Source organism: Exiguobacterium sp. s91, from assembly GCF_018618915.1.
In the GTDB taxonomy this organism is placed as follows: Bacteria; Bacillota; Bacilli; order Exiguobacteriales; family Exiguobacteriaceae; genus Exiguobacterium_A; species Exiguobacterium_A abrahamii.
In genome coordinates this window covers 1-18,886 of sequence record NZ_JACSMZ010000005.1, presented here as the reverse complement: position 1 = coordinate 18,886, position 18,886 = coordinate 1, and the positions used below count along the sequence as shown (strand labels likewise).

Sequence of the window (18,886 nt, the reverse complement as noted above, 5' to 3'; positions counted from 1 at the left end):
TCAAATTCGTCTTCAAGATAAATATGAAGCCATCCAATCATCGGTCGAGCAATTCGGTTATCCGATCATCGTCCTATGTCATCTCGCAAGTGTCTCGCGCGCTGCCTATTACAAGTGGTTACGTCGGATTGGTATACCGCAGAAACGTGAGACTGAGAATATGAAAATCATCGAAGAGATGAACGAGATCCACCTTTCGGTGAAAGGAATCTATGGCTATCGCCGAATGACATTGAACCTGAAACGTCGTTTCGGAAGAAACGTTAACGCAAAGCGTGTCCGTCGCCTGATGCATGTCGCTGGTATTCACTGTGTCATACGTCGGAAACGTCCTTTGTATATTCGCAATCGTCCTCAACAGACCGCAGAGAACATTCTAAACCGTGATTTCAACGCAGCAGAGCCGAATCAAAAATGGGTGACGGACGTCACGGAATTGAAGTACGGCACCTCTCAGAAGGCATATTTGAGCACCATACTAGATTTATATGACGGATCCATACGTTCCTTCGTTCTTGGACATTCCAATAATAATCAGCTCGTGTTCCATACTCTCGAACTCGCCCTACAGGGCGCACCCGGAAGTCGTCCCTTGCTTCATAGTGATCGAGGATTTCAATATACGTCTCATGCGTTTCGTCACATGACACGCGTGGCAGGCATCACACAAAGTATGTCTCGGGTTGGTAAATGTATTGATAACGGTCCGATGGAGTCTTTTTGGGGAGCGTTGAAGTGCGAAAGTTATTATCTACATAAGTTTGTGGAGTTAGACGAACTCCGACTCGCGATTCAGAAATATATTTACTTCTACAATGAAGAACGATATCAACAACGATTAAACGGCTTGGCTCCATTAGAATATAGAGCGCAAGCCGTTTGAAGGATTTTTATTATTTGTCCTGTCTACTTGACAGGGAGCAGTTCATAACTGAGAGGATGCAGATCTTTTATTTCTAATGTCGTTTTATAAATATTTCATTCTTTAAGTATGCTAAATCTGATTAATGATTTTATATTGTTAAATGTTTCTAAGTCGATTGTTGAATCCTTCCAACAATCTTCTAATTTTATTTTCAGCTCATTTAAAGAAAAATCACGTAAAATTTCTTTTTCCGAATACTTACCATTTATAAAAGTATATTCAATTATTATATAGTCAATGGATTTAATAATTTTGAAACTCCTATTATTAGAAGACTTTGAGCTGTAATTGGCAATCGATAATGAAATTAAAATAATACTTAGTAATATTTGAGTAATATGAACTACATTATTTAAACTAAGATTATAAATTATGCTTAATTTAAAATGTGTTTCTGGAAAAGAAGCATTAAAGATAGCTACAGATAATGCATACTTTATTTGTTCAATAAAAATATAAAGTATTTCTAAATACGAGTTCATAATTTGAAGTTCTGTTTCTTGTAAAAAATACATAGCGCTAGACAGTAAAACTACTTCGCAGATACTTGTAATTGCTAAAGTTATTCTTTTACTAGAGCTTAGATTAGATGATTTAATCTTGCTACTTTTTAAGTCGTAATAAAAAGCTAAACCAATTTCAGTGGATCTAAGCATCAATCTTAAGAAGATCAATATATATAGGCATTCTCTAAAATACTTAATAAAACCATAATGAGAATAACTAGTTTCATAAAAATACAATTCAATAACTAACGTAGAAATTAATAAAACTATAGCTATGTGTAGATTACTTTTATTCCTTTTCAATATTACATTGCCTAATATATTAGAGGTTTGATTTCTATCTAAAATCTCATTTTTAAATGTTGTTAATATTGATTCTTTAGTTTTTTCTTCTAAAATAGTACTGTTTAACATTGATTTAAAACTAGCTAATTTGTGTAATTCAAACTTACACTTATATATTTGTGAATTGAACTCACTTTTAATTGTTCTTTTCATGTATCCTTTGAACTTATTACTAATAGTTTCTATAATGTATTTATTTATAAAAAGTTGCTTTTCATTTTGAGCAGCATCATACTCAGATAATAAAGCCGGAATAAAATATTGACCAAAGAAAAATATTAAGTATAAAGAAATAAAAAAATAAATTTGAACTGTAGGAACAAACCACCACGAATGAGGTAAAGAGTTGTTATATAAAATTGAAATAATAAGCGATATCATAAAAATATAGTGGAATTTTCTCCATTTTTTATAACGAAACATACTGTAAAGGAATTGGAATATCATAAAGATAATTAATAAAAAACTGTATATAATTGCTAATTTAAAATATAATTCTTTTGAAGAATAATTTAATAACGTTAGATAAATAATGACTAGACATGCATATAGAATAGTTTTTTTACTTCTTATAAATTTCATTATTTTTTTTGACTCATTTCTTATATAATACGATGCACCTCTGTACAATATAAAATTAGAAAATGTGTGATAGTAGATGATAATTAGAAATAAAATTCCAATTAAATTAACCAAATCTATTGATAGTGCTATTGAACCATCATGAAAGTTATATCCTAAAGAATTTTTTAAGTACTTATTAATTTCTGAAAAAGGTCCTGTATATATTAAATATGAAATAAAAATGGCAGTAATTATAGTAGAAATGAAAACACATAAAATGTGTTCAACATGATTTACTTCTGTACTAAATATTTTCTTATTCAAATCTTTTAATCTCCTTTAAAATAATTATACAAATATGTATCCACAAGTTATTTTACTATATTTTCTACGGAAAATAAATATTGTAAAAAAAGGATTCTATTTTCTTTGTTTTATATTTAATTACTTTTTAATTCTGCTAGTTGCATACAATAATTCTTTTTAAATTTAATCTTAAATAATCATGCTATAATAACGATACAATTTTTAGTTAAGAGGGGTACATTTATGACATCTAATGAAATGAAGAATAAGTCGTTTCGCCTTTCTGAGGAAGTCACTGAAAAAATTGGTGAATTATTAAAAGGACGTCAGATTACAACCAATCAGCTTTTCGAAGAGTTTATTGTGCTTGCTGAACAAAAGGAAATTGATCCTAAACTCAGTGAGGAGGATGCTGTATTAGAGGCCTCAATTAAGCAGATCACGCTTCTCTTTCAAGAACGGGCTGCACGTCTTGAGACATTTCAACATGAAAATCAACGCATTCAATCTCGTCATCTAGATACAGTCACTAAGTTAGAGTCTGAAGTGCTTCAAGCCAAAGAAGATTTAGAAGCAGAGTATATAGAAAAAGTTTCTCTCTATCAGCAAGAACTTGAAGACCTGAAAGTAAAATTGGAAAAGACAGAACATGAGTTAGTTCAGATAAGACAACAACAAGAAAAATTAGAAGTATCTAAAAAGGAAGAAGTCACCTCATTAAAAAGAGAAGTATTTCATTTGGAAGGAAATATCACTAAGCTCGAGGAAGAACGCGATCAATTGTATCGTCAAAACAAAGCATTAACCGACCGAATTGATGAACTAAAAGCACGTACCGAGCGTTCCGAGCAGTTAGAAGAAGAAAACCGAAAACTGTCGTTAGCGTTGACCATTGCAGAGCGGGATCAAGAATCGTTTGAACGCCGCCTTCACGAACAAGTTGAGCTTGCTGTTTTACGAGAGCGTACACAGACATCTCTCGATAGTAAAAATGAGTAATCGATTAAGCTGAAATCATAAAAAGACCGTTCTACTAGGATGTAGGACGGTCTTTGCTATCCAATTACGTGCGTAAGTATTGTTCTAATGCTGCTCGAATGATTTGATCGGGCTTTATCCCCTGATCTTGCGCTCGCTTTTTCAGCGTTCGGTACAATGGATCATTTTTATCAGAGAAATCAACATGAACACGTGCTGGTTTTGGCTGTACAGGAGTTGCATCAATCACGTTTTGTTCTTTCCGTTCATTTAACATTTTTTTAACTTCACGTAATTGCTCACGTGTCATTTCGTAGACCGTGAACTCGCCATCTTTTATCCTATACTTACGCTCTTCGAGCAACGCGATTTTTGGATCCTCTGGCCATGTCAATAATTCAGCTAACTTTGTTGCACTAAAATCTTCTTGAATCGCCTTGTCTAAGATTGTTGGTCCAAATACATTCCAAAAAGAAACATAACGACTTACTTGTGGACGAGTCTGTCCAATTTTATTTAAAAAATCAGTCCAGTTTCCTTGTTCTTCTTTAAATTGAGCTTTTGTTTCTTCTCCGTGGAACAACGCATTTGCATGTGCTAGAATACGACACTTCTCAACAAAACTTGTCGCTTGGATCGTATCAATATGATTGTAGTACTGAATAATACCTTCCATGTCTTCTGGAAGTCGTTTTGATAGTACACGCGATAAGCCGACAGCTGGAAGCGACTGATACGGATTTGACATCGCAGGCGCAGCAAATTTCTTTACTGCTTCGACTTGCTCTTCCCGTAACGCTTCAGTAGCCTGTTCTTGAGCAGGTTTTTCGGCTACTGTGCTCTGAAAGCTTTTGAATATTGCTTGTCCTTTTTTACGTCGATTGCTCATAAGGCAAGTACCTCCTCTGCTAACTGTAAGTAAGCATCTGTCGCTGGGCTCTTATGGTCAAGGACCGGACGCGCTTCTCGTTGTAGGGATTGAATTTTTACGATGTATGGAATTGTCGTCAGTACGGGAATACCAACTTCCTCCCCTAACTCCTTTAACTCGTCAACGGTCGTCATATCTCCTTTAGAACGCGCATTCACCATTGTGGGAATAAATGCTGAGATATGAATATCTTCCTTATATCCATGTCTCATTTCTTCTAATTCTTCCGGAGCTGTATAGACAGCATCCATCGAGAATTTCTGCATCTGTACCGGCATGACGATCCGATCTTGCGCAACGAGAGCACAGCGAGCGTATGGGTTTAAAGCGGACGTTGATCCCGGGCAATCAATTAAACAAATATCAAATAAGTCTTCAAGTCGCGCTAGTTCTTCAATCAAGCGGTATTCATATCCCATCTGACTCGTCAGTCCGGTAGGAGAAGCAGAGCGACGCGTGGGTACTAAGTGAATCGTTCCTAGTTCATAATCACAGGTAACAATCACTTGTTCAATCGGTGCGTACAACGGATCGTATTCTTCAATCAGACAATCAAGGAGCACTTTTCCATCGTAATCATCGGTTAAGCCTAGTCCGTTTGTCGTCGATGCTTGGTCATCTGCATCAATGACGAGAACGCGTAATCCTTGTCGAGCATACGCGTGGGCTAGATTAATCGTGGTTGTTGATTTTCCGACGCCACCCTTTCGATTATATAAGGCAATTTTTTTCACTGTTCCTTCTCTCCTTCCACGATCTCACTCTGATCTTCAATAATGTTTCGCTGAATTGTCTCTTCGATCATCTTTGAAATGTATTCACTAATGCTGAGTCCTTTAGCACGCGCTAACACATGAATCTGTTCTGACGTTTCTGTAGGAACTCGTGTAGAAAGGACGGTCGATGTCACTTCCGGTTGTTGAAACGACTTAACTTTTACTTTAGGTGTCGTTGATCGAGCAGCACGGATTTCTCGGACAGTTGCTTGGTCGAGCGACTTTCTTCCCTCTTCTATCGGAAGTCCGTTTAGTACAACGTCTTCTGGATCATCGACATACATCAGTTCGAATACTTTGGATGCTGGTAACGTTTGGAGTCGTTCTTCAAATGGTTCTAGAGTGTCAAACGCTTTAACATATCGGGAAGCAAGTGAATTTGACATGTTAACGACTTCTAAAAAGGTGCGCCATTCTTGTTGGTCATGCATTTCTGATTTAGCAATCGACAAGCGCTTACCAATCTCGAAAACAGAGATCGTTTGAATCTTAGCTAACTCCTTGATCTCGACTGCGAGATTTTCTAAATCGCGCGAAACCGGTAACTTCTGAACAACAGAACTCAGATCAGTCAATCCACTTCGATAAGGATGTTGGTCTTGTGGTCTTACTTTATGAATTTGTTTATTCCGCGCTTTCATGTTTCGGACCTCCTGTCATCAAAAGTGCTAGCTCACGAAACGGCTGTGCCAGTTCCATGCCTTCTTTCGACTTGTACTGTAAAACACTCTTTCCGCTATCTGCCGCTTTCTCAATAAAAGCAGCGCGTCGTACAGAGGGAAGTACGTGTAATTGTTCTGTTGTTGCCAACTGCTCCATCGCCTCTGCGTATTCGCGATCCCCTTTTAAACCAAGATCGATTGCGACTGGCATAATGCCTGTTAGCTCAAGCGAAGCATTATAATACTTCTTCACTTGTCGAATCGTTCGAATCGTACTTCCTAACTGATCAAAGACGAGCTTTTTCGCCATGAATGGGATAACCACCTCGTCTGCGCACGATAAGACGACTTTAGATAATTCATTGATTGAAGGAACTGAATCAAGAATGATCCAATCAAACTCATCGGCAAGAGGAGCTAATAAGTCTTTTAATAGAAAAATCTTATCTTGTTCAGATATTAGATTGATTAAACGTGCATTTCGTTCATTGGAGGGAAGAAGACTAATATTATGTTTTTCATCATCAAATAAGATTTCTTCTATCGCTAATCCTTTAGACTGGACGTCGTACAGTGTCATGTATTGAATCGTATCCGACTCTTTCAGCATTAACTTACTTAATGATCCCTGCGGATCTAAGTCAACGAGAAGCGTCCGATACCCGATTTCTCCAAGGGCATGACCCATATTGAGCGAACAGGTTGTTTTCCCAGATCCTCCCTTTGATATGTAAAACGTCATAATATTCATCATCTCTCCCCTTTCTTTATTCATCATGGCACATGAAATTATTAATTTCAATGGTTATCAGCACTCAAAAGATAATATGAACATAATTTTATGTATACATTATTAAATATGCTGTAAACATTTCGACATCGAAATGTTTACAGCATATTTAAGTTTTCCTACGTAGATGTTTTTGTATACGTTTTTAAAATGCTTTTCCCTATTTTAATTTTTATTCTTCATCATAATAAACCGTGATCTACCAGATTATTATGATTCAACACATTGGAAGAGATTAAATAGATTAATAAAGAATTAATAAGAATTAGAAAAAGACTTCACCGCCTCAAGCCTGCAATACCAACAAAAACAAGATATTTTGCAATTCGGTAAACGAACAGCATAATTTGTAGAAATTCAAAAAGTGTTGGTTTTTATGAATTCATTCAATGATTTCGTACAAAATCTATTGATTAAATAACTCAACAAGCAGTTTTTTTAACAACAGAATTTGTTTTTTTTCCTAAATAGTATGTCATATTCATATTGTCCTTGGATGGATCAATAAAACAAGTATCATGACAATGAATTCAATCAAAAAGACTTAAAATGACGCGGATTTGTTGTCTTTTCACGACTATTTTCAAAAAAAAACATGACAAATAGACCATCATGCAATGGCCAATTTTTCCGATACGACTCGGAGTCGTTCATTTAGATAGAGAATTGGTGATTCAAAGAAGAGGCGATAGAGTTCTGCATCTTCGAGACGGTCCCCGTATTGGTAGAAATCGTTTCGAATCGAACGAATGACTGCATCACAGGCAGCAAATCCGTACGTATCACTTAACGACTGCAGCGATGTTTGCGGAACTTCCAATGCATCAAAATCTACGTAGTCACGAGCGACTTCTCGAAGATCGAACCAACTGATCAACGTACTCGCCCGTTCCGCTTCCCGGATACGCTTACTGTTGATCTGGTCTTCGAGTTTCACGTGAAACATTAAAGGACGTGTTACGGTATGTATGCGCTTCTTAAGCGAGACATTCTCTTTAACAGCAGATAAGAAATCTTTCGTATTCTCAACCAAATGCACATTAAAGAACTGCGATAGTTGATCAAGCATCCCTTTTACAGCCAAACGGTGTCCACAGTAACGCGGTAAGAATCCACGTACTTCATCATAGGTTAAAGTCGCTTTCTCCTGAGACTGAACATTCACGTCCCGCTCTACTTGTACAAGAGCACGTAATGCGACACGAAGGATATTCACATGCTCAATATCCATCAGTTGGCGCACCATCCCACACCAAAGAGACGTATAACCGGTCTTCGATGTATACGTACCATCTTCTTCAAAAAGATCACGGTAGTTTTCGAGATAATCTACGAGTTCAATGGTGACGACTCCAGAGAAATGAATCGAATAACGAATAAGTCCAATTGATTCAAAAAGGCGTAGGTTATTGTGTAACGATCGAACTGACGTATGCGCATAGTGAGCCAATGCTTCACTTTCCACTAATGAAAGAACACCTTGATCATCGCAATGCGATAAAAGCGTCAACAAATGACGAATACGAGATTTTGTCCACTTCAATGCCAGGAAAGGTCCTGGAATGTTATAGTGATGCTGTTCATATAAGAAACTGTCTTGACGTTTTGTCCAACGTGTTAAGCCGCTCATCGCGATCAGTAATTTATTAGCGACCAATACATGACGATTTTCATGTTGAAATGACATACCTACACCTCCCCTACTCTGAACTATTATCACTAGTATCCTGTTCAGAAAAGGAACTGTCAAAACGCGGTTTCGGTACGGTCAAAAACGACCAATGTTCTAAAAACGTTGATATGAAGCCGTTTTCAGCTATAAAAAAGATGTCAATTCAGTACGGTCAAAAACGACCAGAATCTCTGAAATCCTTATACGATGCGCTTTCTAGAGGATTTTCTTGAGTAAATTCATACATGTAACGATGCAAGATGTCATTCTGGTACGGTAAATGACGACCAAATGATTAAAAGTGCCATTTCAGTACGGGATAGAGCGACTAAAATGTCCAAAAGTGTTGTTTGAGTACGGTATATGACGACCAAACGGATAAGTTAGCCGCTTTAAATTATTTTTTAAAAAGTGTTCTAAACTGCAAAAAGGTTATTCTGGTACGGGAAACAACGACCAAAATCACAAAACTGTTGTTTTGGTACGGTGATCGGCGACCTAAATACATAAAGTGTTGTTTGAGTACGGTCAAATCCGACAAAAATGCTAAAAATTTAAGAAAAAGTGCTGTTTCAGTACGGTAAATAACGTCTGAATTTGAAAAATGGTCGTTTTACGACACGATTCGACATGTACGATCAATAGATATTCTGGAGAACGAGAAATTCAATTATACGTGAGTTCTTACAACAAGAAGAAAAAGAGAAAAATTAAACGGAATATATGTTCCTATTTTTTTTGTTACTTCAAATACAAACATCTATCTTGGTACTACATTACAAATCTTTTGATATGATCGTTTATATAAATATATGATTGTGATTAGCGAAGTGTACATGAGCATGGCTGAGTGCTTGATGCTGCTTATTTTTGGTTATTGTATTGCTGTTAAAGCGACCATATTTTTCAATGGCAACATGACTCGATAGCTAATCTCGATTTAATACGACAAAGACAACGTAGGTTAGGCATACGAGGAAAAACGCTTATTTACTATCATATAGTTTCAAGGAGAATCATAACTAGTATTCAAAAGAGCGTACGAGATTCATGATCTCATACGCTCTTTTATTTGAATCTATGAAGAATGGAGGAAGACTACTTTCTATTGATCTGCTCGATACTCCTTATAGGAGAAGGGCATTGCGGCGATCATCATGTTCCCAGCGTTCCAAGGGATGGAAGTATAAGAAATAGTAGTCACCGGATCGATGCCAATCTTGAATGATAAAATCAAGTTCTTTGATACGATCCAAGTTAGTTTCAAGCTCTTTCAAGTTTTCTGCTTTTCGACTCTTATTAAATCGAATCGAGTGTGTAAACTGACGCCAATGCCGTTTCGCGGGCATTGCTTCGTTTAACTGATACGAGTTAAGTCGTTCCTTTTGAAGTACAAAGGATAAATGATAAGCGAATGTTCCTTTTAATCGTTCAATCTGTTCTCCATAGATGCTGATGATCTGTTGTTTTAATAAATCATCATAAACTTCCTCTGAGACGGTGACAGTAATTTGTGTGTCCCGCTTAACAGAAGAAGCATTACTAATTTTAACAGAGGAGAAGAGACCAAAGATCGAGAGATCCCCTTCCTCATTTCTAACAGCTACGCGATAATAACCGAGTTTTACAAGACGTTGGGTTGTGAGGGTATAGCTTTTCCCGCTATCGTTTCCATAAATCTTTTTGACAAGTTTTGAGATCGGGAAGACGATTTTACGACTCGTTTGAAACGTCACATCGCGATACGACAGAATCTCGTTAAAGGCTTCGAAATCGCGGGCATCAAGATCCGGGACTTTTCCGTCGAGTTCTGCAAGAAACTCATTACTGACGAGAACCGATAAATTTGTCGGTATACCTTGTTTGTATTTAGGAACGACAGCGGAGAAGTCATGGAGGTCAAGAGATAAGTCCGTCAACATACCCTCTCCTTGATTGAACTTTTCCGTCGTATTTTTCATGCGATCAGCGATTCCAAAGAACGGTACCGTAATCGAGGTAGAAGTGGCAACGTGTGCTTTTGGTTGCGCACGTTTCAATTCCTTTGCAACCTCGCCAATAACCATTAGAATATCGGTCCGCATCGTTGTCGTTTGCTGGTTCTTCGTCTTTTGTCCCCAATGCGGATACGTATGAATCAGTAAGTTATTATTTTCAGCCCATTCTTCAAGTTCCTGTATGTGTTCTTGCATCAACTTCTCAACACTATCAGCAGAGAACTTTCGTTGAAAGCCTTCTTTTCCCGCAATGTCCCAATACTCAAGGTACATTTTATGAAGGCCACGTAGTTCTTTCATCGGACCTTTGTTCTCAACATAGTTTTTTACGGCTGCTCGTACCCAGCGCCGTTTCAATTTCTTAAAGGAATAATAACGAAGCTTGGTATATACATCTTCTTCATTTTGAAATTCATAAAATTCTTCATAAAGTTGATTGACATAGGCTTCGACATCAATGATATTAATGGAGATTAGTTGTTCGGTCACATCGTTCTCGAGCAATGTCTTCGCTGCTTGAGAGACAACAAGTTGTCTATGTTGGATGGATGAGGTAGAGTCCATAATGCACGCCCCCTTAATTCGATATAGCTAGCATAGCATGTCTGAAGAGGAGTGGGAAATTAGATAAAAAGCGTGCGCCGGCGCACGCTTTTTATCTAATTGATAGCTGTATAAACATTTTTAGAGATCTTTTTAAAATAAACGTTTCACGTGAAACGTTTATTTTTTAGTATTACTATTAGTTGTATAGATAAAATTCATAATACAGTTTCATCCTGAGTTTAATTATTATTAGATATATAAAGCAAAAAAAAACGTACGCTGACGCACGCTTTTTGTTTGGTAGTTATATCTAATTGATCACTAAAACTAATATATCCTTTCAGGATGTCACCGTCGTATCTTCATACCAAAATAGAGAGTAATCCATCATCAGTGATGTTTCATTTTGTTGTCTTAGCATGGTAGTAATATTACCTAGATGATATGTACCATGATTAGATACGTGTAAAAGAATTTCTTCAAAAGTTGTTTCTCGTGAACCAGACCAAGAATTATTTACATCCAACGTCACAGTAAGGTCTGAGTTTTCATTTAAAAAGCTTTGATACTCTGTTGCGACATTTTTGAATGCCGATTTAAATTCTTCAATTGTATATGCATCAGTTAATGGTAATTGACTCATCGCATCCTGCAACGCTTGTTGAAACTCTACTCTTTCTAAAATATGAATCCACATGGTATCAACAGCAAGAATGTGACTAAGCGTTTTAGCGATAGAAGGATAAGAACTTTTTACCTCATTGTTTAAGACATCTTTCGGTAAACCACTCAGATGACCTAACATCGATTGTATTGCCCACTCGTGATATCCATACATTGTTTTTCCAACATTCATTCAAATCGCTCCTTTGAATTTAGTAATAACTGTCTGACTACATACATTATAAAAAAGGATATATGACAACTGATTGTCATATATCCTCATATAGATTTATTATTTTTTTTGCTTCAGTTTTTAAAACGTCTTGTAAGTATAAGGGGTGAATAACAACTACCCCTGACCTGAAACTTAACAAAACGTTAATTAACCATTCTGCATGTAATGGTATAGGTAATAGAAGCGTCATTGTAAAACTACCATCTGTTTCTTGAACCATCGATTGATGTTGAAAATGATTTAAAACTAAATGAATGAAATCAGGATGTACCCGTAGAATTATACTTTCTTTTAAAGGTTGCACGAAAGGTTTCTCTTCAGGGATCGGATGATTTTTATTAATCGATGTAGTAAGTCTTTGAAGATTGAGTATATGAGACACTTTAAATTCACGATAATCGTTTCTTAAATAACAATAAGCATAAAGGTACCATGTACGAAATTTATATCGGAGAGTAATGGGATCTACTTCTCGAGTAGTTTGTTCCTTTTGAGCACTAATGTATTGAAAATAAACTTTCTTTGATTCTTTGATGCTTTTTTGTAAATCAATTAATAAAGCAGGTGCAACAGATTGGTGAGCTAAATCAATCTGTAAATGATTTTTTTGTTCTTCTAGCGTAAGAATGGATAGACGTTCCAGCGCACTTTTTAGATCTTGATCACGTAATTGCTCTGACAAGCTTTTCATTAGAGATAGTACATTGACCATGGAAGACGGATCTAAAAATGTCCTATCCCACTTGTAATTCTCAATGATACCAAAACCTCCATTTGTCCCATGATAAGAAGTAATAGGAATGCCAGCTGCACTAATGGTTTCGATATCTCTATAAATGGTTCTTTGAGAGACATTTAATTCATCGGCTAATTGAGAAGCCGAAATTGTAGAGCGATGAAGTAATTTAAAAATAATAGCTAGTAAACGTTCAAGTTTCAATGTATTCTCCTTTACGCTAAGCATGGTAACAGTTTTGTTATGTGTTTCCTTTTTTAAGTATATAAGATTTATTTCAAAAAAATAATTAAAAAGCATTTTAATAACGACAAGAATGCAAAACACAATAGATGTATCGCCACACACTTTCATTATTTCACTTACCATATTTTCAATAAAAATAGCTAAATATACACTAACGCGAAATATTCATTATACCTATTCCATTTTAGAATGTATTAGGTAGTAAAGCATAAGCATTTAACGCCGTAAAAATTAAAACGAATACTTAATAAAAATAAAATGTGTACTCTATATGGGAAATTTAAAAGCAAGGGTTTCGTTTGTAAATCAATGTATGTTAGAATTCAGGTCAATTCAGCTATACATTTTAGCTAAGCTAAAAGGAGAGTGGAGGAAATGGATCATGTCTCGTTCTTAGGGGTTTTAGGTAATGTCTTTTTTATCATTATCGTTTTCTATTTTATCTACAAAGTTATTCAATACATTCGACTGAAATGACTCTTTATTACATATAGTTTAGATTAAATGAGTAAGATGTAATGACTTACAGAAAAAATACTCGATATAATATGTTTTGTATAATAGTGAATAACAAAAATCAAAAAGCGTGCGCCGGCGCACGCTTTTTGATTAAAGCAAAATGAAACGATGTCTATAGCGTCATTATTTAGAGGATGGACGTTCAAGCGTTAACAATTCATCATCTAATGATGAAAATTGATTTAATACAGCTGCATGAGCATCCTGAATGCCAACATTGTAAAAATGGACTGCGATGGACTCTTTGATGAAATCGAAAACACGTTCAGCAGCGAACTCAGATAATTCTTCGTCACGCTCTTCTAAGAAAAAATCTTGAATGGATTGAATGATTTGTTGTTGCTGTTCTGTATTAAACCGATCGAACATAACGACGACACTCCCTTTAGTTTTATTGCTGTCTTAATGGCCTAAGGAAACTATAAGAGAGCTTGTCTTAAAATCACAGACTATACTTTATCTGAAAAAAATGTACACGCTTTGATTAAAACGTTTTTTTCAATTTTTGCAACATCCCATACCAACCCTGAGACATGAAATTACGGACCTGACCTTGTGGTTGATTTGCCTTTGGGACTAAATCATAAGCATTTTTCCAGCCACCATGATTCACGGTAAAGGTTGTCAAGTCATTCATTGTACTCAAAGAGAAAGTCACAATCCATCCGTCCTCATCCCAACGAAATGATAATTCTTTTTCTGGCAGTACGCTGAGTACTGTGCAGGGAGATGGACCAAAAGGAGATTGAAGATGAAATTGATACCCTGGACGTGCAATGAGATCGTTCGGCATAAACCATTGAGATAGAGAACGAGCGGTCGAGATTCGCTCCCAAACTTCTTCAATAGGAGCTTCAATAGTGACCGAGTGATTGATATCTTCTACAGCTTGATTCATCTTTTATTACCATCCAATCTTATTCATTTAGTTAAATCGTTAAGACTAATAAAAAAGAAAAAACTTCTCTCTTAGTTTCTGTGCTAAAACTAAGTTCATTACAATATAAGTGTTAGGTTTGATCGCAAGCCTTTCCATCGCTATCTCCGTCTACTTCATTGATATCATTCCTAGACCACAAGCGACTAAATAAATATCTTAAGTTGTCAAAGTATTAGAAATCACCATAAGCATAGTCTGCATTCTATGATACATATATTTTAGCTACTAGCTTAGTTTCGTTTAACTAAAGCGTGTTACTTAATTATATACGAAAGCAAAATTCTGAAAAAGAAGCTGGTCTACATAATGAAATCAGCTTCTTTTCAAATCTTTTTCTTTATTAATAAGCTAAAGTCACTATAAAACATAAAAGGAAGCTAAAACTTAAAGATTAAAGCGACTATGGACTATTATAACTATTCTTTTTTAAGGAAATTATTCCAATTTTTAAATTGAAACATCAACACTATTTATACTGAAAAATACAACTTAATCCGAATTATCATGAAGAGGATTTACTATTCTTCATTTCGATTTTATTGTACAAGTTTATTTTATAATTGATCATCCAAGGACTATAAATAATTTGACCTTATAATTATTATATTTCTTCTTCGATGGTATAAAAACTTATTATGAGTTTTCAAGAAGGTTTAATAGACAAAGAGAAGTGTTGAGTGACTTAAAGATGTAAAGATTGTTCATGTTTAACCTAAAAAAAAGTAGGGGAAAATTAAATATTGGCACGTAAGATGTTTCTTCGCCAGTCAATTATCGTTTTAGAAAATTTATTATAAGGAGGAAAAAGAAAATGAGTAGAAAAGAAAATACATTCATTGAAGTATTTAATACCCAGGCGGAAGTTTTGAGTAAAGTAAATGAATTAAAAGCACAAGGGTATGATGAAAGAAACATGTATGTTGTAGCTCAAGATAAACATTCCTTCTCTATGGTAGAGAATCAAACAAACGTTAATGTAGAAACTGCAGGTGAACAGCAGAACCAAGGGTTTATGGGGAAATTCATGGCTGCCTTTTCAGATGATTCTTCTACTGAAGCATTTCGAGGAATGGGCTTAACACATGATGAAACGGAAGAATATCGTCGGCAAGTAGAGACTGGTAAATTGGTTCTATATGTAGACAACGATTATAATGACACTTACGAGAAACACAATCAAAGTTACAATCAGTTTACTGGTGAAACCGAAAATCAATACGACCGAACTGGGGTAGATGCAAATCAAGATCATAATGATCATCTTGCAGATGTAAATCGGACTCAAGGATACGATCACACATCAGGTGCCGATCGGGCGGGTGTCACTGGAATGAATAGTGACACAGAGGAAGAACGTCTCCGCTTGCATGAGGAACGACTAAATGTTGATAAAGAAAAAGTACAAACTGGAGAAGTAAATGTCAGTAAGCATGTAGTGGAAGATGAACAATCAATTGAAGTACCTGTCGAGCGTGAAGAAGTTTATGTAGAGCGACGCAAAGTGGATCAAAATACGTCGGGAACAGACGCATTCGTGGATGAGAATGACTCCATCCACGTCCCACTCACAGAGGAACGAGTCGTCGTCTCAAAAGAAGATGTGGTTTCCGAAGAAATCGTCGTCGGAAAACGCAAGGTGCGTGACACAGAAACAGTTTCTGAAACAGTACGACGTGAGGAAGCAGATATTGATGAAGGTAACGCTACTAAATCCGATTTAAATCGAGAAGATAACAATAGACTATAATAAATGCAAAACAAAGAGGGGGTAGCTAAACAGCTACCTCCTCTTTGTGAGGAAAATGAAAGTACACAAGACATGTTCATAGTGAGGATTAATCTCAAATTGGATGAAATAGAAGATAAATCTCTACTATATTTAATACTTTGACTGCTTACTTATAGTAGGATCCTAAACTTGTCAGATAATTGTTTCAAGAGAAATGAAATATTTAATTGTATTCAAAGTCAAAAGAGAAATAGGCTCATTCATGATATATCAGAAAAAATAAAGTAAAAAAAATTAATTCCAGTCGCATGCGTTTCCATCGTTATCGCGATCTAAGTCGTGTGGATCATCCATAGGACCTCCGGAAGCCAGATAAAAATCTTGAGCAGCCTGCGGAGTTGAAAAATCTCCACAATCTCGGTCTGCGCCATACGGATCGTACTCAAGATCGGTTGCCACTTCTTCTTCCTCTACATATTCTTCGTCGGGAATATCCTCGTATGCTTCTGCATCAGCCAGGTTATCTGATCCTTCTGATGTCTCGATACTTGCTAATGATGATTCAAGTTCTTTTACTTTCTCTTCGGCTGTAATCCGTTTGGTCGCTTCTTCCTTTAATTCACTTTCAAGAGCAGAACGTTTGTCTGCTTCTTCCTGATAGTTTTCAACCGCTTGCAGACGTGACGCTTCCTCGCGTGTTAACTTCTCTTTCAGCTTCTTCGTTTCTTGCTGTTGTTTTTTCAGCTTAAGTTCTGCGTCTTGCAAAGATGCCTTCAATTCTTTCGCTTCTTTTTTGAGGGCAACCAACGTCTTCGTATCTTGTGAAGAGGAGTCCGCTTCTATCTTTTGCGTCTCTCTCCCATCCACCATGTAAATAGAAATTGCCAAAGCGATGAAAACACCCAGCCAAACGACAACAACAGGATGTTTGATAGGATTACGCAATCTCGGTTTGAGATAGAAGTATAGACCTAAAACAGTGATCAGCAAACCGATGATATTCCAGAAGCTGATCGTAAACAGTAAAAGGTATACAATCGCAATCACGACAAGTAGAATTCCTCTACGAATCTGCATAAATTCACCTCCTTCTTGAAGAAATGTATACGTTATATTTATTTTACAGCTTAGTCAGAAAAAATCACTATATACAATGAAATCTATTTCCATTTTTATATGTTTTCGAAATGAAGATATTCTTGAATGGAGGCAGAACTATATTCAAGTATCATTAAAAATTGTAGGAAGTCAGAGAAAGTATTCTATAAATCGAAATCTATCGTTCAATTGTAAGTTGGTAATATCCTTTTTAAATTCGGGGAAATTTCAATAGAAGAGTGTTACATTAATTATTGTTATATATATTGATTGGGGGTACTTCTTTGCGAAAAATCGGCTTCCTTTTTCTATTAGCCAGCTTTTCAAAGCTTTGGTTATCTATATACCTAACTGATTTTTATATGCTCAAGAAGTTAGATGTATATGGTAGTATTGGAGAAAATGGATTTTCAGCAGTTCCAAATCTTGTTTTGTGGATCATTGGGTTAGAGTTCGTGATTGGGATATTGTTGATTATTTCAGGGGAAAAATTGTTTACTATAGAGAGAAAAAAGACGACAGATATTTAATAAAAAGTCATCAAGTCCTTATGGATTTGATGACTTTTTCTGCAATTACACGCAAAATGACGATTTTTCTAATAAAAACTTTATACATTTCAACTTGAGATAAAGTAGATAGAAGGATAGTTTGAACTGAGCCCCGTAAAATGGACAGTTTAATAAAAAGACCAAGTTTTCTACGCTGCGATCAGATGGTCCCGATATTGTTTCGGGGTCGTCTTTTTTAGGTTCCATTGACCGCGCTCGCAGTTGTAATAGCTGATGTAGTCCCCGACCATCTCTCGGACCTCCTCGATTGATTCGCACGAACGGTTGGTGACATAGTCCTTCAAATGACCGAAGAACGATTCGATCGGTGCGTTGTCGAGACAGTTGCCCCGACGGGACATGGACTGAACCAGTCCGAGGTCGCCAATGAGTCGCTGGTAGCTCGGATGGGTGTAGTGGAAGCCTTGGTCCGAATGAATCATCGCCTCGGGATGTCGCTTCTCTTGGAGATGCTCTTCGAGCTTTTTCATCGTCTGAAAGACGAGGTCCATGTGAAGACTCGTGGACAATTGGTGTGCCACGATCTCGCGTGTGGCGACGTCCTTCACACAAGACAGATAGACGTTCTCGCCGGAGGCGATAGGGAGGTAGGTGATATCGGTCACGAATACCTTCCCGGGCTCGCCCTGCCGGAACTCGCGGTTCAATCGGTTCGGCACGACGCGGTGCTCGTGCGTCGCCCGAGAGAGCTTGCGATAAGGGTTCATCCTCCGGATTTTGGTCACGATGTTATATTTGCGCATCAGCCGAAGAATCCGTTTATGGTTGATCGGGAAACCGAGGGTAGCGAACACCTCCATGTACAGCCCCCGATAACCGACTTTGCCTTTGTGGCTATCATGGATTTTCTTGAGGAGTGTCGCATCTAGATAATCATGCTCTTCCCGAAGGGAATCCGCCTCGGCACGGTTCAACCAAGCGTAATAGCCACTGCGGCTCACTCCGGCAATCTCACATAGTGGGCAGACGAGATTCTTAATCTGTGCGATGCGGATGACGGTGTTGATGGCCTGATATTTCTCTGCTGGTGTCAGTTCGTACGTTTCGCCTGCCCCTCTAACTGCTCTAGCTTTTTTAAGAGCTCGTTCTCTGCCGTCAGGTATTTGATCCGTGCCTCTGCCTTCGCCAACCGTCTCTCCATCGACTCGTC

The 18,886-nt window shown here is 36.9% G+C and carries 17 protein-coding genes; 4 read left to right on the top strand and 13 right to left on the bottom strand.

The genetic code is table 11. The features are described 5' to 3' along the window. The first annotated feature begins 4 nt into the window (after positions 1–4). The gene (locus tag KNQ06_RS17055; RefSeq protein WP_353049210.1) at positions 5–883 is read left to right on the top strand and encodes an IS3 family transposase; all 879 of its coding nucleotides are present in this window, start codon (positions 5–7) and stop codon (positions 881–883) included. A 95-nt stretch (positions 884–978) separates the two neighbouring features. Here the strand turns inward: KNQ06_RS17055 and KNQ06_RS15645 are convergent, their stop codons facing one another. Continuing rightward, entirely contained in the window at positions 979–2,664 is a 1,686-nt protein-coding gene (locus KNQ06_RS15645; RefSeq protein WP_215148780.1) for a hypothetical protein, read from the bottom strand. 225 nt (positions 2,665–2,889) lie between these two features. Here KNQ06_RS15645 and KNQ06_RS15640 point away from each other — a divergent pair, with 225 nt between their 5' ends. Continuing rightward, positions 2,890–3,645 carry a coiled-coil domain-containing protein gene (locus KNQ06_RS15640; protein ID WP_215148778.1) on the top strand — a complete coding sequence of 252 codons (756 nt, stop codon included), beginning with the start codon at positions 2,890–2,892 and terminating at the stop codon, positions 3,643–3,645. 64 nt (positions 3,646–3,709) lie between these two features. On the opposite strand, the gene KNQ06_RS15635 is transcribed toward KNQ06_RS15640, so the two are convergent. The 10 genes from KNQ06_RS15635 to KNQ06_RS15590 all read right to left on the bottom strand — a co-directional run bounded on the left by KNQ06_RS15635 (position 3,710) and on the right by KNQ06_RS15590 (position 14,295). Next, entirely contained in the window at positions 3,710–4,513 is an 804-nt protein-coding gene (locus tag KNQ06_RS15635) for a hypothetical protein (protein WP_215148776.1), read from the bottom strand. Then, on the bottom strand, positions 4,510–5,289 hold the full coding sequence (locus tag KNQ06_RS15630; RefSeq protein WP_215148774.1) for a ParA family protein: 780 nt from the start codon (positions 5,287–5,289) through the stop codon (positions 4,510–4,512). Before KNQ06_RS15630 ends, KNQ06_RS15635 begins: the two co-directional genes overlap by 4 nt. Next, positions 5,286–5,972, bottom strand: a complete 687-nt coding sequence (locus tag KNQ06_RS15625; RefSeq protein WP_215148772.1) for a DUF3102 domain-containing protein — start codon at positions 5,970–5,972, stop codon at positions 5,286–5,288. Before KNQ06_RS15625 ends, KNQ06_RS15630 begins: the two co-directional genes overlap by 4 nt. Beyond that, positions 5,956–6,744, bottom strand: a complete 789-nt coding sequence (locus tag KNQ06_RS15620) for a ParA family protein (protein WP_215148770.1) — start codon at positions 6,742–6,744, stop codon at positions 5,956–5,958. The genes KNQ06_RS15625 and KNQ06_RS15620 overlap by 17 nt, the downstream gene beginning before the upstream one ends. 649 nt (positions 6,745–7,393) lie before the next feature. Beyond that, positions 7,394–8,470: a hypothetical protein gene (locus KNQ06_RS15615; protein WP_215148768.1), complete on the bottom strand. Its 1,077-nt coding sequence runs from the start codon at positions 8,468–8,470 to the stop codon at positions 7,394–7,396. A gap of 1,112 nt (positions 8,471–9,582) precedes the next feature. Continuing rightward, on the bottom strand, positions 9,583–11,016 hold the full coding sequence (locus KNQ06_RS15610; protein ID WP_215148766.1) for a hypothetical protein: 1,434 nt from the start codon (positions 11,014–11,016) through the stop codon (positions 9,583–9,585). A 322-nt stretch (positions 11,017–11,338) separates the two neighbouring features. Further along, positions 11,339–11,854: a DinB family protein gene (locus KNQ06_RS15605; RefSeq protein WP_215148764.1), complete on the bottom strand. Its 516-nt coding sequence runs from the start codon at positions 11,852–11,854 to the stop codon at positions 11,339–11,341. Between the two features lie 76 nt (positions 11,855–11,930). Continuing rightward, positions 11,931–12,836, bottom strand: a complete 906-nt coding sequence (locus tag KNQ06_RS15600; protein WP_215148761.1) for a helix-turn-helix transcriptional regulator — start codon at positions 12,834–12,836, stop codon at positions 11,931–11,933. Between the two features lie 684 nt (positions 12,837–13,520). Continuing rightward, positions 13,521–13,766: a DUF2164 family protein gene (locus KNQ06_RS15595; RefSeq protein WP_215148759.1), complete on the bottom strand. Its 246-nt coding sequence runs from the start codon at positions 13,764–13,766 to the stop codon at positions 13,521–13,523. 115 nt (positions 13,767–13,881) lie between these two features. After that, positions 13,882–14,295 carry an SRPBCC family protein gene (locus KNQ06_RS15590; protein WP_215148757.1) on the bottom strand — a complete coding sequence of 138 codons (414 nt, stop codon included), beginning with the start codon at positions 14,293–14,295 and terminating at the stop codon, positions 13,882–13,884. A gap of 853 nt (positions 14,296–15,148) precedes the next feature. On the opposite strand from KNQ06_RS15590, the gene KNQ06_RS15585 reads away from it, so the two are divergent. Further along, entirely contained in the window at positions 15,149–16,084 is a 936-nt protein-coding gene (locus KNQ06_RS15585; protein WP_215148755.1) for a DUF2382 domain-containing protein, read from the top strand. Positions 16,085–16,360: 276 nt separating this feature from the next. Here KNQ06_RS15585 and KNQ06_RS15580 read toward each other — a convergent pair whose 3' ends face one another. Continuing rightward, positions 16,361–17,143 (bottom strand): hypothetical protein, encoded by a 783-nt coding sequence (locus KNQ06_RS15580; RefSeq protein WP_215148753.1) that lies wholly within the window; start codon positions 17,141–17,143, stop codon positions 16,361–16,363. A 305-nt stretch (positions 17,144–17,448) separates the two neighbouring features. Here KNQ06_RS15580 and KNQ06_RS15575 point away from each other — a divergent pair, with 305 nt between their 5' ends. Beyond that, positions 17,449–17,694 carry a hypothetical protein gene (locus KNQ06_RS15575; RefSeq protein ID WP_215148751.1) on the top strand — a complete coding sequence of 82 codons (246 nt, stop codon included), beginning with the start codon at positions 17,449–17,451 and terminating at the stop codon, positions 17,692–17,694. 170 nt (positions 17,695–17,864) lie between these two features. Here the strand turns inward: KNQ06_RS15575 and KNQ06_RS15570 are convergent, their stop codons facing one another. Beyond that, entirely contained in the window at positions 17,865–18,839 is a 975-nt protein-coding gene (locus KNQ06_RS15570) for an IS3 family transposase (protein WP_353049209.1), read from the bottom strand. Positions 18,840–18,886 lie beyond the last annotated feature (47 nt).

Bases quoted from the DNA above. Each gene is read 5' to 3' on its own strand.
- KNQ06_RS15635 (WP_215148776.1), bottom strand. From the start codon at position 4,513: ATGAGCAATCGACGTAAAAAAGGACAAGCAATATTCAAAAGCTTTCAG.
- KNQ06_RS15640 (WP_215148778.1), top strand. From the start codon at position 2,890: ATGACATCTAATGAAATGAAGAATAAGTCGTTTCGCCTTTCTGAGGAA.
- KNQ06_RS15620 (WP_215148770.1), bottom strand. From the start codon at position 6,744: ATGAATATTATGACGTTTTACATATCAAAGGGAGGATCTGGGAAAACA.
- KNQ06_RS15610 (WP_215148766.1), bottom strand. From the start codon at position 11,016: ATGGACTCTACCTCATCCATCCAACATAGACAACTTGTTGTCTCTCAA.
- KNQ06_RS15615 (WP_215148768.1), bottom strand. From the start codon at position 8,470: ATGTCATTTCAACATGAAAATCGTCATGTATTGGTCGCTAATAAATTA.
- KNQ06_RS15605 (WP_215148764.1), bottom strand. From the start codon at position 11,854: ATGAATGTTGGAAAAACAATGTATGGATATCACGAGTGGGCAATACAA.
- KNQ06_RS15580 (WP_215148753.1), bottom strand. From the start codon at position 17,143: ATGCAGATTCGTAGAGGAATTCTACTTGTCGTGATTGCGATTGTATAC.
- KNQ06_RS15590 (WP_215148757.1), bottom strand. From the start codon at position 14,295: ATGAATCAAGCTGTAGAAGATATCAATCACTCGGTCACTATTGAAGCT.
- KNQ06_RS15585 (WP_215148755.1), top strand. From the start codon at position 15,149: ATGAGTAGAAAAGAAAATACATTCATTGAAGTATTTAATACCCAGGCG.
- KNQ06_RS15595 (WP_215148759.1), bottom strand. From the start codon at position 13,766: ATGTTCGATCGGTTTAATACAGAACAGCAACAACAAATCATTCAATCC.
- KNQ06_RS15625 (WP_215148772.1), bottom strand. From the start codon at position 5,972: ATGAAAGCGCGGAATAAACAAATTCATAAAGTAAGACCACAAGACCAA.